Annotated in this window: 11 protein-coding genes; 7 read left to right on the forward strand and 4 right to left on the reverse strand. The window is 75.6% G+C overall.

Annotated elements, in window-relative coordinates:
• The 4 genes from G9H71_RS13820 to proC all read left to right on the forward strand — a co-directional run.
• On the forward strand, positions 1 to 3,169 hold a 3,169-nt coding region (locus tag G9H71_RS13820), incomplete at its 5' end, for an NAD-glutamate dehydrogenase (protein ID WP_166282807.1).
• A 31-nt stretch (positions 3,170 to 3,200) separates the two neighbouring features.
• Positions 3,201 to 3,929 carry an ABC transporter ATP-binding protein gene (locus tag G9H71_RS13825; protein WP_166282809.1) on the forward strand — a complete coding sequence of 243 codons (729 nt, stop codon included), beginning with the start codon at positions 3,201 to 3,203 and terminating at the stop codon, positions 3,927 to 3,929.
• Complete coding sequence (locus tag G9H71_RS13830; RefSeq protein WP_166282811.1) at positions 3,926 to 4,663, forward strand: ABC transporter permease; 738 nt, start codon at positions 3,926 to 3,928, stop codon at positions 4,661 to 4,663. Before G9H71_RS13825 ends, G9H71_RS13830 begins: the two co-directional genes overlap by 4 nt.
• A 47-nt stretch (positions 4,664 to 4,710) precedes the next feature.
• Complete coding sequence (gene proC, locus G9H71_RS13835; RefSeq protein WP_166282813.1) at positions 4,711 to 5,523, forward strand: pyrroline-5-carboxylate reductase; 813 nt, start codon at positions 4,711 to 4,713, stop codon at positions 5,521 to 5,523.
• A gap of 12 nt (positions 5,524 to 5,535) precedes the next feature.
• Here proC and G9H71_RS13840 read toward each other — a convergent pair whose 3' ends face one another.
• The 3 genes from G9H71_RS13840 to G9H71_RS13850 all read right to left on the reverse strand — a co-directional run bounded on the left by G9H71_RS13840 (position 5,536) and on the right by G9H71_RS13850 (position 8,655).
• Complete coding sequence (locus G9H71_RS13840; RefSeq protein ID WP_166282815.1) at positions 5,536 to 6,006, reverse strand: ACT domain-containing protein; 471 nt, start codon at positions 6,004 to 6,006, stop codon at positions 5,536 to 5,538.
• Positions 6,003 to 7,052 (reverse strand): lactate/malate family dehydrogenase, encoded by a 1,050-nt coding sequence (locus G9H71_RS13845; protein ID WP_166282817.1) that lies wholly within the window; start codon positions 7,050 to 7,052, stop codon positions 6,003 to 6,005. Before G9H71_RS13845 ends, G9H71_RS13840 begins: the two co-directional genes overlap by 4 nt.
• Positions 7,053 to 7,119: 67 nt before the next feature.
• Positions 7,120 to 8,655, reverse strand: a complete 1,536-nt coding sequence (locus tag G9H71_RS13850) for a hypothetical protein (RefSeq protein WP_166282819.1) — start codon at positions 8,653 to 8,655, stop codon at positions 7,120 to 7,122.
• 53 nt (positions 8,656 to 8,708) lie between these two features.
• Between G9H71_RS13850 and G9H71_RS25140 the strand changes: the two genes are divergently transcribed.
• Genes G9H71_RS25140 through G9H71_RS13865 form a run of 3 tightly spaced genes read left to right on the forward strand, consistent with a single transcriptional unit; the run spans position 8,709 to position 11,982 of the window.
• A complete protein-coding gene (locus tag G9H71_RS25140; protein ID WP_166282821.1) occupies positions 8,709 to 10,091 on the forward strand; it encodes an efflux RND transporter periplasmic adaptor subunit in 1,383 nt (460 codons plus the stop codon).
• Entirely contained in the window at positions 10,088 to 10,801 is a 714-nt protein-coding gene (locus G9H71_RS13860) for an ABC transporter ATP-binding protein (RefSeq protein WP_166282823.1), read from the forward strand. The genes G9H71_RS25140 and G9H71_RS13860 overlap by 4 nt, the downstream gene beginning before the upstream one ends.
• Positions 10,798 to 11,982, forward strand: a complete 1,185-nt coding sequence (locus tag G9H71_RS13865; RefSeq protein WP_166282825.1) for an ABC transporter permease — start codon at positions 10,798 to 10,800, stop codon at positions 11,980 to 11,982. Before G9H71_RS13860 ends, G9H71_RS13865 begins: the two co-directional genes overlap by 4 nt.
• 81 nt (positions 11,983 to 12,063) lie before the next feature.
• Here the strand turns inward: G9H71_RS13865 and G9H71_RS13870 are convergent, their stop codons facing one another.
• On the reverse strand, positions 12,064 to 13,251 hold the full coding sequence (locus tag G9H71_RS13870) for an MFS transporter (protein WP_166282827.1): 1,188 nt from the start codon (positions 13,249 to 13,251) through the stop codon (positions 12,064 to 12,066).
• Between the last annotated feature and the right edge of the window lie 17 nt (positions 13,252 to 13,268).

Consider the following 13,268-nt stretch of genomic DNA (forward strand, 5'->3'; position numbering starts at 1 on the left):
CCCCGGCGCGGCCCGGCTGAAGCTCTACCGCGACGCTCCTGTGTCGCTGTCGAAGGTGCTGCCGTTGCTGGCCCGCATGGGCGTGGACGTCGACGACGAGCGCCCCTACGAGATCGAGGCCGCCGACGGCCCGCGGGGCTGGGTCTACGACCTCGGGCTGCGCTACGACGCCGGCCTCCTGCAGCCCGGCCCGGAGGCGCGCGCGTCGGCGGTGCGCCGCTTCCAGGAGGCGTTCGTCGCGGTGTGGCGCGGCCACGCCGACAGCGACGGCTTCAACGCGCTCGTGCTGCGCGCCGGGCTGTCCTGGCGGCAGGTCGTGCTGCTGCGGGCCTACACCCGCTGGCTGCGCCAGGTCGGGCTGCCGTTCAGCCAGGTCTACGTGCAGCAGGCCCTGCTGCGCAACGCGGGCATCGCCGAGCTGCTCGTGCAGCTGTTCACCGCCCGGCACGACCCCGCTGTGGTCGACGGCCGCGAGGACGTGGCCGAGGGGCTGGCGGCGCGGATCCGCCAGGAGATCGACGCGGTGGAGGCGCTCGACGACGACCGCATCCTGCGCGCGTTCCTCGCCGTCGTCCTCGCGACGCTGCGCACCAACTACTTCCGGGTGGGCGCGGACGGCCGGCCCGGCGCCGCCCTGGCGCTCAAGCTCGACCCGCGCCAGGTGCCCGACTGCCCGGAGCCGCGCCCGGCGTTCGAGGTCTGGGTGCACTCACCGGACGTCGAGGGCGTCCACCTGCGCTTCGGCCCGGTCGCTCGCGGCGGGCTCCGCTGGTCCGACCGGCCCGAGGACTTCCGCACCGAGGTGCTCGGCCTGGTCAAGGCGCAGGCGGTCAAGAACGCCGTCATCGTGCCGGTCGGGGCGAAGGGCGGGTTCGTCGTACGCCGCCCGCCGGCGGTCCCGGGCGACCGCGAGGCGGTGTTCGCCGAGGGGGTCCGCTGCTACAAGGCCTTCATCGGCGGGCTGCTGGACATCACCGACAACATCGTCCAGACGTCCGGGCGCAGCGAGGTCGTGCCCCCGGCCGGGGTCGTGCGGCGCGACGGCGAGGACGCCTACCTCGTCGTGGCCGCCGACAAGGGCACGGCCACCTTCAGCGACATAGCCAACGGGGTGGCGGCGGACTACGGCTTCTGGCTCGGCGACGCCTTCGCCTCCGGCGGCTCCGCGGGCTACGACCACAAGGCCATGGGCATCACCGCGCGCGGCGCCTGGGAGTCGGTGAAGCGCCACTTCCGCGAGCTGGGTGTCGACCCGCAGCGCGAGAGCGTCACCGCCGTGGGCATCGGCGACATGTCCGGTGACGTGTTCGGCAACGGCATGCTGCTGTCCCGACAGCTGAAGCTCGTTGCTGCCTTCGACCACCGGCACATCTTCCTCGACCCCGACCCGGACCCCGCCGTCTCGTTCGCCGAACGGGAACGGCTCTTCAGGCTTCCGCGCTCCTCGTGGGCGGACTACGACACCGCCCTCCTGTCGGCCGGTGGCGGGGTCCACCCGCGCTCGGCCAAGCGCATCGCGATCCCGGCGCAGGTCCGCGAGCGCCTCGGCCTGCCCGAGGGGACGGCGGTGCTCTCCCCGGTCGAGCTCATCCGCGCGATCCTGCAGGCGCCGGTCGACCTGCTGTGGAACGGCGGGATCGGGACCTACGTGAAGGCCTCGACGGAGACCGCGGGCGACGTCGGCGACAAGGCCAACGACCCGGTGCGCATCGACGGCGCTCAACTGCGCTGCCGCGTCGTCGGCGAGGGGGGCAACCTCGGCCTCACCCAGCTCGGCCGCATCGAGGCGGCGCAGGGGGGTGTGCGCATCAACACCGATGCCATCGACAACTCCGCGGGGGTGGACACCTCCGACCACGAGGTCAACATCAAGGTGCTGATCGACGCCGCCATCCGCGACGGGGCCCTTCCGGCGGGCGAGCGTGGTGACGTGCTCGCGGCGATGGAGGACGACGTCGCACGCCTCGTGCTGCGCGAGAACTACGCGCAGAACGCGCTGCTCGGGATGGGGCGCATGCAGGCGGCCGCGATGCTCCCGGTTCACGAGCGGCTCGTCCGAAGGCTCGAGGAGCGAGGCGTCCTCGACCGCCGGCTCGAGCGGCTGCCGTCGGGCAAGGAGATCGCGACGCGGCGGGCCGAGGGCAAGGGGCTGACCAGCCCGGAGTACGCCGTGCTCATCGCCTACGTGAAGAACACGCTCAACGCCGAGCTGCTCGCCACCTCGCTTCCCGACGAGGCCTGGACGGCGCAGCTGCTGGCGTCGTACTTCCCGCCGCTGCTCGTGGAGCGCCTGGGCGACCGGCTCGAGACGCACCCGTTGCGGCGCGAGATCGTGACCACCGTGCTGGTCAACGGGCTGGTGGACCGGACCGGCGTCAGCGCGGTCTTCCGCGCGCAGGAGGAGACCGGGGCGCCCGCGGAGGACGTCGTGCGGGCGTACGTCCTGGCCGGCGAGACGTTCGCGCTCGGCAGCTTCTGGCGCGAGATCGAGGCGTTGGACGAGATCGTCACGCCCGCGGCGCAGGGGGCGTTGCTGCTGGAGGGGCGCCGGCTGCTGGACCGGGCCGCGCGCTGGTTCCTGCAGTCGCGGCCGCCGGCCTTCGACGTCGAGCAGGAGTGGGGGCGCTACGCGCCGGTCGTGTCGCAGATGCTGCCGCGTGTCCCGGAGCTGCTGCGCGGTCGCGAGCTGCAGCGGCTCGAGGAGGCCACCGACCGGCTCGCCCAGCCGGGGGTGCCCCGGCCGCTCGCACAGCGCGCGGCCGTGCTGCTGCACGCCTTCCCGCTGCTCGACGCCACCGACGTGGCCCGGGACGCAGACCACGGCGTCGAGGAGACGGCCGAAGTCTGCTTCACACTCGCGAACCGGCTCGAGGTGGACGAGCTGCTGACGGCGGTGAGCGGGTTGGGGCGCGCCGACCGTTGGCAGGCGATGGCGCGGTCCTCGCTGCGCTACGACCTCTACGGCACGCTCGCCGCGCTCACGGCGGACGTGCTGGCGCGGACCGAGGAGGCCGACGCGGACACCCGGGTGGAGGCCTGGGCGGCGAGCCGGCAGGCGCTGCTCGACCGGGCCCTCGGCACCACCCGGCAGGCGCTCGCGCTGGCCACGCCGGACCTCGCCAGCCTCTCGGTGGCGCTCCGCTCGCTCCGGACGCTGCTGCGGTCTTGACGGACCGGTGCGGCGGGCGCATATTCATCACATGGTGAATTCCGCGAACGCCGTCGAGGTGCGAGACCTCGTCGTACGCCGTGGCGGCCGCACCGTGCTGCCGGGCGTCTCCTGCCGGGTCGCCCGCGGCTCGGTCACCGGCCTGCTCGGCCCCAGCGGCTGCGGCAAGTCGACACTGCTGCGCGCCGTCGTCGGCGTGCAGGTCGTCGCGTCCGGGCAGGTCGAGGTGCTCGGACTGCCCGCGGGTGCGAAGGCGCTGCGCTCACGCGTCGGCTACGTCACGCAGGCGCCGAGCGTCTACGGCGACCTCACCGTCCGCGAGGACCTGCGCTACTTCGCCGCGGTGCTCGGCGCCCCCGCGCGCGACGTCGACCGCGTGCTGCGCGAGGTCGGGCTGCAGGACCACGCCACGTCCGTCGTGGCCCGGCTGTCCGGCGGTGAGCGGGCGCGCGTGTCGCTCGCCACCGCCCTGCTCGGCACGCCGGAGCTGCTCGTGCTGGACGAGCCGACCGTCGGGCTGGACCCCGTGCTCCGGCGCGACCTCTGGTCGCTGTTCGCCGAGCTCGCCGGCCGCGGCGTCACGCTGATCGTCTCGAGCCACGTGATGGACGAGGCCGAGCGCTGCGAGCGGCTGCTCCTGATGAGGGAAGGCCGATTCCTGGCTGACGCTTCGCCCTCTGAACTGCGGGAGCGGACCGGGGAGCACGACGTCGAGGCCGCGTTCCTCGCCCTCGTCGACCGCGAGGAGGCGTTCGCATGAGCACGCGCCCGGCGCTCGCCACCACGGCGCGGGTCCTCGCCCAGCTGCGGCGCGACCCCCGTACCCTCGCCCTGCTCCTGCTGGTGCCGTGCGTCCTGCTGTCGCTGCTGGCCTGGATCTACGACGGGCAGCCGCAGCTGTTCGACCGTGTCGGCGCCTCGCTGCTCGGGATCTTCCCGTTCGTGTCGATGTTCCTCGTGACGTCGGTGGCGACGCTGCGCGAGCGCACGTCGGGCACCCTGGAGCGGCTGCTGACGATGCCGCTGTCGAAGCTCGACCTGATCCTCGGCTACGCGCTCGCCTTCGGCCTCGTCGCGGTCGTGCAGGCCGTGCTCGCGACGGCGCTGGCGCTGGGGCCGCTCGGGCTGGACGTTCTCGGCCCCTGGTGGGCGCTGCTGATCGTCGCCGTCCTCGACGCCCTGCTCGGCGTTGCGCTCGGGCTCCTCGTCAGCGCGTTCGCCGCGAGCGAGTTCCAGGCCGTGCAGTTCCTGCCCGCGGTGGTCCTGCCCCAGGTCCTGCTGTGCGGCCTGCTCGCCCCGCGCGAGTCGATGGCGGCCGCGCTGGAGGCGCTCTCGGACGTGCTGCCGCTGACCTACGCCGTGGACGCCATGCAGCGGGTCACGGCCAGCGGGGACGTCACCGGGGGCCTCGTGCGCGACCTCGCCGTGGTGGCCGCCTGCGTCGTCGCCGCGCTCGGGCTGGGCGCCGCGACCCTGCGGCGGCGTACCTCCTGAGCCGGTGCGCGACCGGGCGGGCGGCGCCCTTTGGCAGCATGCTCCCCATGACACGTGGACGCATCGCGGTGCTCGGTGCCGGCAAGATGGGTGGGGCCCTGATCGCGGGCCTGCTGCGCTCGGGCCACACGGCCGACGACCTGCTCGCGACGACGCAGGAGCCGGAGCGGGCCGAGGAGCTGCGCAGCCGGCACGGCGTCGAGGTCGTCTCCAACCTCGAGGCGGCCCGCGCCGCGGCGACCGTCGTGCTCGCGGTCAAGCCGCAGGACATGGGCACGCTGCTCGAGGAGGTCGGCACGGCGCTCGCGCCGGGGGCGCTCGTCGTGTCCGTCGCCGCCGGGCTGCCCACGAGCTGGCTCGAGGGCCGGCTGCCCGCCGGGACGCCGGTCGTCCGGGTCATGCCGAACACCCCGGTGCTCGTCGACGAGGGCATGAGCGCCGTCAGCGCGGGGTCGCACGCGACGAGCGAGCACCTGGCGTACGTCGAGGAGCTGCTCGCGCCGGTGGGCCGCGTGCTGCGGGTGCCGGAGTACCAGCTCGATGCGGTCACCGCGCTGTCCGGCAGCGGGCCGGCGTACTTCTTCTACATGTGCGAGGCGATGATCGAGGCCGGGCTGCTGCTCGGCCTGCCGCGCTCGGTCGCGCACGAGCTCGTCGTGCAGACCGCGGTCGGCTCGGCGCGGATGCTGCGCGAGGCGGGGGAGAGCCCGGTCGCGCTGCGCGAGGCGGTCACCTCGCCCGCGGGCACCACGATCGCGGCGATCCGTGAGCTGGAGAACCACCGGGTGCGCGCCGCCCTGCTGAGCGCGCTCGAGGCCGCGCGCGACCGGAGCAAGGAGCTGGCCGCCGGGACCGCCTGAGCCGGCGCGGGGTCAGAGCGCGAGCACCGTCAGCGTCGCCGTCCCGCCACTGCGCCGCGCCTCGTCGACGACCCGCTCGACGGCACGCAGCGACCCCTGCACGAGCAGCGGCCGCTCGGCGCTGCCGTCCCCGGTCCACGTCGTCGCCGTGGCGGCGGAGGGCGCGAACGTCCCGGACTCCGGCATCCGCACCACGGCCGCGGCCCGGACCGACGGGTCCTCCGCCGGGCGCAGCGTCACCCGGTGCACGGCCTCGAGCCGGCGCAGCGTCCGCGCGAGCTGCTGGCAGCGCCGCTCGGAGGCGCGGAAGAGCCCGACGACCGTGCCGATGCCGGGGGTGCTCGTGCTCGTCGCCACGCTGTCGAAGTTCACGCCCCGCGTCGAGAACACGCCGGTGATGCTCGTCAGCGCCCCCGGCTGGTCGTCGCTGTCGGCGAGGAACACCCAGCGCCGTTCGGTGAAGACGGATTCGTGCGTCGTCATGCGGACGTCCACGGGCGCAGCCCCTCGTCGATCCGTTCGGCCGCCTCGGTGAGCCGGGCCTCCTCGTCCTCCGCGAGCTCGTCGAGGATCACCTTCGTCCAGCCCGAGGGCGTCAGCACGACCGGGACGCCGACGACCGTCGAGAGCTTGTGCTCGCCGTCGAGCCGGACCTGCCCCGCGACGACGATGTCGCGGCCGTCCAGCACGGTGTCCACCAGGTCGACCGTGGCGCTCGCCGTCGCGGTGGCCGTCTTGGCCCCGGACATCTGCGTCAGCCAGGGGCGCATCGCCGCGCGCACGTCCGGCGGGCAGCCGTCGATCAGTCGGAACGCCGCGTGCGTGTCCGTCTCCGCGGTCGCCAGGAGCCGGCCCTTCACGTCCTGCAGCTCGGCCGGGAACGTCGCCATCGTCCGCGGGCCGCGCAGCTGCGCCAGCCGGGTGGCGAGCTCGTCCGCGTCCATCCCGTGCACGCGGACCGTCGACCACAGCGGGACGATCTCGGTGCCGTGCTGGCCGGTGACGAACCCGGTGACCTGCTGGCGGCGTACGCCCAGCGAGAGCGCGATCTCGCGGCGGAAGCGCAGCGTGTCGAGCCAGGCCCCCATGCCGATGACGCGGTGCCGGCCGAGCCGCTCGGCGAACACCGCGACCCCCAGCTCGACCGGGTTCGACACCACGATGACGACCTCGTGGCCGCTGCCGTTGCGGGCCAACGCGTCGGCGTAGGCCCGGAAGACCTCGACGTTGTGCGCTGCCAGCTCGTTGCGGTCCGCGCTGCGCCGCGGGACGAGCGTGCGCCCGGCGGCGACCACGACGACGTCCGCGACGAGCTCGTCGGGGTGCAGCGCGACGTCGATGAGCGGGGCGACCTCGTCGTAGGCGTCCACAAGGTCGGTGCGCAGGCCGTGCGCGGCGCGGGCGCTGGGGCCGTCCTCCCGGCCGACGAGCTGCAGGCGGGACGTCGACGGGACGACCTGGCGCTCCACCAGCTGCGTGCACAGCTGCCGGCCGATGTCCCCGGTCGCGCCCACGATCGCGACGTCCACGAAGGCTCCCCGGGTGAGGCGGTCAGGGACCGCAGGCTATCGCTGGCCGGCACGGGCCGCTCCGGCCTCAGGAGCCGGCGCACCACGGCCGCGGCTCGAGCCCGAGGCGCCACGGGACGGGGGCCGTCCCGTCGACCACGAACGCCTCCAGGGTGGCGGTGGAGTGCCGCGCCGCCACGGGCACGCGCCGCTGCGTCAACGCCCGTTCCAGCGCCTCGCGCTTGGCCGGGCTGGAGACGTACGCCACCCGCCCCGCTGCGGCGACGGCTCGGTCCAGCTCGGGGAAGCGGCACGGCACCCCCTCGAACGGCACCACCGGGGGAGCGTCGGCCCGGTCGACGAAGTCGAGGGTGTGCGCGGACCGGTAGTCGGCGTAGACGCCCTCGACGCCCTGACCGCGCAGCCACGACATGGTCTCCCGCAGGTCGCTCGTCCAGCTCGCCGGCCGCCCCTGCTGGGCGGAGGCGAGCGTCGCCCACGAGACCGCGGCGACGGCCGCCACGGCGACCGCGGGCACCCCTCGTCTCGCCGGCAGGGCCGCGGCGAGCGCCCATACCAGCCAGGGCGTCGCGGGGAAGAGGTAGCGCGGGGAGGCGGCGTACCAGGTGAACGGGGACGCGACGTAGAGCAGCGTCCCGAGGACGAGCGCGACGAGGAGCAGGTCGCGCGGGTCCCGGCCCTCCGAGCGCAGCAGCACGGTCTGCAGGAGAGAGGTGCGGCGGCGCCAGGCCAGGACGGCGCCCGCCAGGAGCACCGCCGCCGAGAAGGCCACGAGGACGGGGCGCGGCAGGACCGACGACGGGCCGATCCAGGCCAGGCCCGCCGCCTCCGGCAGGGTGCTGTCCACCAGGCCGGCGAAGCGGTCGAGCAGCGACGCGTGCACGGGGGGCTCGCTGCCGAGCAGCGGGACCCGTCGTTCGGCCGCCGCCCAGAGCCACATCGGCAGCGATCCCAGCACGGCTGCGGCCGCGGCGACCGACACGAGGAGCGCCGAGCGCCGCCGGCCGAGCCCGCGCAGCGCACCAACGAACCAGACACCCGCAGGCAGCAACAGGAACGCTGCTACCGGAGTCAGCCACAGCCCCGCCCCGCAGCACAGGCCGAGCGCCGCGCTCCGGCGGGCCGTCGGAGCGCCCGGCCGCAGCGCGGCCCACAGCCCGATCAGCCCGACCACCAGCGCGTCGGCGTACGCCCCCAGGGTCGTGACGCCGTCGAGGACGTTGAACGCGGGCCCGACGGCGTAGACGGCCGCGGCGGTGACGGCGCGGCGCTCGCTGCGCAGGAGGAGCCGGCCGACGACGAGGACGAGGCCCGCCGCGGCGCTCGACAGCAGCGCCGTCGTCAGCCGCAGCGCGAACGGGTCGCCCGGGCGCACCGCCACGACGGCGGCCTGTGCGTACTGCTCCAGGGCGCCCATGTAGCCCTGCCCGGCGAAGAAGGCGTAGAGGTGCCCGTCCCCGATCCGCTCGGCCATGAGGCCCACGACGGCCTCGTCGCCGTTGAGGGCGGCGAGCGGCGTGCGCAGCACGACGAGCCGGACGACGAGGGCCACGAGCACCACGGCGGCCACGGGCCCGCCGCGCCGCACCAGTGCCCCGTCCACGGCCGGGAGACTAACGACGGGCCGACCCGGCAGCCGGCACGTAGCCTGGCAGCGTGCCTCGCCGCCTCCGCCGGGCCGCCGTCGTCGCCGGCCCGCTCGCCGTCGTCCTCGTGGCGGCCGGGGCCTACGCCGTGACGAGGGACGAGGGCAGCCCGGACGTCACCACCGGGGTCGTGGGCCGCGCCGACGTCCGCGAGGTGGTCGAGGCGCCGGGGTCGGTGGTCGCGAAGGCGACCGCGACCGTCTCCAGCCCCGCCGACGGGACGGTCCTGCGCCTGCGGGTGCGCGACGGGCAGCAGGTGACGGCCGGGCAGGTCCTGCTCCGGATCGACTCCCCGGAGGCCGAGGCCCGGCTTGACCAGGCCCGCCGCGCCGACGCCGAGGCGGCCGACGCCGCGGTGGTGGACGTCCCCTCCGGCGGCCTCGGGGAGCAGCAGCGCCAGGCCGACGCCGCCGCCGAGCGCGGCTTCGCGCAGGCCCGGGCCGCGGCCAACGCGATCCCGGACGTCACGGCGCGGGCGCGCGCGCTCGCGGCCGTCGCCACCGCGGAGGGCCAGTACGCCGCCGCCAGCAACGCGGCCGCCGACGCCGCCCGGCGCGTGGACGCGGGCCTGGGCGGCCTGGCCCGCGCGCTGTCGTCACTGGCGAGCGCGCAGCGGGTGCAGACCCGGGCCGCGGTCGAGGTAGCCGAGCAGACGGTCGAGGCGCTCGTCGTCCGGGCGCCGATCGGCGGGACCGTGACGCTCGCCCCGGCCGGCGGGGGTGGCGGCGGCGACCAGCTCGCCGGGGCGCTCGACTCGCTCCCGGCCCAGCTGCAGGGGCAGGCGTCCGAGCTGCTCGGAGGGGCGGCCGGGGCGTCGTCGGGCGGCGGCTCCGCTGCGGGCGCGGGGGCGATCACCGAGGGCGCGCCGGTCTCCGCCGGGACCAGCCTGCTCACGGTCACCGACGCGTCGACCGTGTCCCTCGTGGCCGAGGTCGACGAGACCGACATCCTGCTCGTGCGAAGGGGAGTTCGGGCGTCGGTCGAGCTCGACGCCGTCCAGGACGCGACCTACTCGGCCGCCGTGTCGTCCGTCGAGTCGGCGCCGGCCGCGTCGACCGGCGGCGGCGTGACCTACCGCGTACGCCTCCGGCTGCTCGAGGGCAAGCTGGCCGACGGGTCGGACGCCCCGCAGCCGCGCCCCGGCATGAGCGCCGTGGTCGACCTGGCCGTCCGCACCGTCCGCGACGCGCTCGCGGTGCCGGTCGCCGCGGTGTTCCGCGACGGCGACCAGGACACCGTGTGGGTGGAGCGGACCGGCCGCGCCGAGAAGCGCCGGGTCACGCTCGGGGCGCAGGCCGAGGACATGGTGCAGGTGACGGCCGGGCTGAAGGGCGGGGAGACCGTGGTCGTCCGCGGCGCCGACCGCGTACGGGACGGGCAGGGCCTCGGGTGACCGGCGCCGGCGGCGCGCCGGCGATCGAGGCTGTCGACGTCACCCGCTCCTACGCGCTCGAGGGGGTCACGGTCGACGCGCTGCGCGGGGTGTCGCTGCGCATCGACGCCGGTGAGTACGCCGCGATCGTCGGGCCTTCGGGGTCCGGCAAGTCGACCCTCATGCACCTGCTCGGCTGCCTGGACCGGCCGACGACGGGCCAGTTGCGCGTCGGTGGCCAGGACGTCGCCGGCCTCGACGACGCGGCCCTCGCCGAGCTGCGCAACGCGACGATCGGCTTCGTCTTCCAGAGCTTCCAGCTGCTGGCGCGCACGACCGCGGTCGACAACGTCGGCCTGCCCCTGGTCTACCGGGGCGTGCCGCGCCGGGAGCGGAAGGAGCGTGCGGAGGCGGCGCTGCAGCGCGTCGGGCTCGGCCACCGCATGACGCACCGGCCCAACCAGATGTCCGGTGGCGAGCAGCAGCGCGTCGCCATCGCGCGGGCCCTCGTCGGGGAGCCGGCGGTGCTGCTCGCCGACGAGCCGACGGGCAACCTCGACACGCGGACCGGCGAGGAGGTGATGGCCGTGCTCGAGAAGCTCAATTCAGAGAACGGCGTTGCCGTCGTGCTCGTCACCCACGATCTTGCGGTCGCCGCGCGCGCCCGCCGGCAGGTGCACGTGCGCGACGGGCTGGTCGAGCGCGACACCGCGCTGGAGCCGGCCCCGTGAGGACGGCCGAGGCCTTCCGCGTCGCGCTCGACGCGCTGCAGGCCAACCGGCTGCGCTCCGCGCTCACCATGGTCGGCGTCGTCATCGGCGTGGCCGCCGTCGTGCTGCTCGTCGCCATCGGCAGCGGCGCGAAGCGCGAGGTCGAGACCCAGGTCGAGGGGCTGGGGGCGAACCTGCTGCTCGTCGTGCCCGGGAAGTTCGAGCTCGGTGCCGCGCCGTCGATCAGCCGGCTGACGCTGGACGACGTCGACGTGCTCGGGCGGGTGGTGGGGGACCGGCGCGCGGTCGCCGTGACGGTCGCCTCCGGCGAGCAGGTGCGGGTCGGCGCCCGGTCCCTCTTCGTGACGGTCAGCGGCACCAACGAGAACGTGCCGTACGTCCTCGACCAGCCGCTCGCGCGCGGCAGCTACTTCACCGAGACCGACGTCGAGACGCGGCGCCGCGTCGCGGTCCTCGGCTCGGTCGTGGCCGAGACGCTCTTCGGCGACCGCGAGCCGCTCGGGCGCTTCGTCACAATCGGCGGCGTGCGGTTCCGCGTGACCGGCGTCCTCGCCGAGCGGGGGACGGCGTTCGGCGTCAGCCGCGACCAGGAGGTCCAGGTCCCGGTCACCTCGGCGCAGCGGCTCTTCGGCGTCGACCGCATCGACGGGCTGGCGGTGAAGGCGCCGACGAGCGACGACGTCGACCGGCTCGCCCCGCTGCTCGTCGAGGCGTTGCAGGAGAAGTACCCCGACGACGAGTTCTCCGCCGTCTCCCAGTCGCAGATCCTCGGCACCATCGGGACCATCCTCGGCCTGCTCACCCTCGTGCTCGCCGCCATCGCGGCCATCTCGCTCGTCGTCGGGGGCGTCGGCGTCTCGAACATCATGCTCGTGAGCGTCCGCGAGCGGACCCGGGAGATCGGCCTGCGCAAGGCGCTCGGCGCCCGCCAGCGCGACATCCTGCTGCAGTTCCTCGTCGAGGCGGTGCTGCTGACGACGGTCGGCGGCGTCATCGGGATCGTCCTCGGCGTCGGCGGCGCCCTGCTCATCGGCTCGGTCTCGCCGCTGCCGGCCGTCGTGTCTTGGTGGTCGCCGGCGCTGGCCTTCGCGGTGTCGGTGGGGGTGGGGGTGTTCTTCGGCGTCGCGCCGGCGCGGCGGGCGGGGCGGCTCGACCCCGTCGTGGCGCTCCGGCAGGAGTAAGCCTGCCCGCGGGCCTCCTCATCTTCGGGTCACGCAGACCCGCTTCCGACCTCCTGCACGAGGGCCGAGGTGGGGCCACGATCAAGAAGCTGCCGGCGTACGCGGCCGTCGCGCCGCCCACGCCACCGCGGGCGTGAGCGCGCAGAGCACCGCCGCGAGCACCGCGACCCCGACGAGCGCGGCGCGCAGCGAGAGCGCGCCCGCGAGCAGGCCCACGAGCGCCGGCCCGACCAGGAACCCGAGGTACGCCATCGCCGCCACCGACGACGTGGCGCCGGCCTGCCGGTCCCGCCCGGCCCACGCCCCCGCGACGCTCACCAGCGTCGGCATGCACACCGACGTGCCGGCTCCCGCCAGCGCGATGCCGGCCAGCGCGACGGGTGCGGACGGGGCGACGGCGGCCAGCAGGGACCCGGCGGCCGCGACGGCGGAGGCCACGGCGAGCAGCCCCGCCGGGGCGTACGAGGAGAGCAGCCGGTTGCCGAGGACCCGGCCGAGCGCGGCGCAGGCGGCGAACGTGGCCGGGGCGGCGGCGGACAGCCCGGCCGGGGCGTCGAGCGTCGTCTCCAGGTGCACCGCGCCCCAGCTCTGCCAGGCGTTCTCCACCAGGTAGGCGAGCGCGCCGAGCCCGCCGAGCACGAGCAGGGTCGGCGCCGGGAGCAGCTGTCGTCCCCGCCTCCTGCCGGGGCGCTCCCGGACGACGGTGGGACGTGACGTCCCGGGCCGGGGACGCAGCACGGCGGCGGCGAGGACGACGAGAACGGCGGCGACGCCGGCGAACACCGCCGCCGGCCCGACCCCGGCCGCCCGCAGCGCACCCGCGCCGAGGCTGGCGACGACGACCGAGCCGGAGAAGGCGGCGTTGGCCAGGTTGAGCAGCGGCCGGCCCTCGGCGGTCTCCTGGGCGACGCCGGCCGCCGTCACGGCAACGTCGTACGCCCCGGAGGCCGCGCCGAGCACGAGCAGCGCCACGGCAAGCGCGAGCGGGCCCGACGCCAGTGCCGGGCCGACGGCCGCCGCCGCGAACGCCACGGCCGTCAGCGGGAGGACCACCCCGCCGTACCGATCGACCAGGGCGCCGGTCAGCCGCATCGTCAGCAGCGCGCCGAGCCCGACCATGAGCAGCGCCAGCCCCAGCTCGCGGTCGTCGACTCCCGCGGAGCGCTGGACGGCGGGCAGCATCGCCCCCCAGGAGCCCCAGAAGAGCGCGAAGCCGGCGAAGCCGAGGAAGACCCGCGCGCGGCCACGGGGGGCCTCCGGCGCGCTCACGCTGGGATCCTGTCACC

The organism is Motilibacter deserti (assembly GCF_011250635.1).
GTDB lineage: Bacteria > Actinomycetota > Actinomycetes > Motilibacterales > Motilibacteraceae > Motilibacter_A > Motilibacter_A deserti.

Bases quoted from the DNA above. Each gene is read 5' to 3' on its own strand.
- G9H71_RS13825 (WP_166282809.1), top strand. From the start codon at position 3,201: ATGGTGAATTCCGCGAACGCCGTCGAGGTGCGAGACCTCGTCGTACGC.
- G9H71_RS13830 (WP_166282811.1), top strand. From the start codon at position 3,926: ATGAGCACGCGCCCGGCGCTCGCCACCACGGCGCGGGTCCTCGCCCAG.
- proC (WP_166282813.1), top strand. From the start codon at position 4,711: ATGACACGTGGACGCATCGCGGTGCTCGGTGCCGGCAAGATGGGTGGG.
- G9H71_RS13840 (WP_166282815.1), bottom strand. From the start codon at position 6,006: ATGACGACGCACGAATCCGTCTTCACCGAACGGCGCTGGGTGTTCCTC.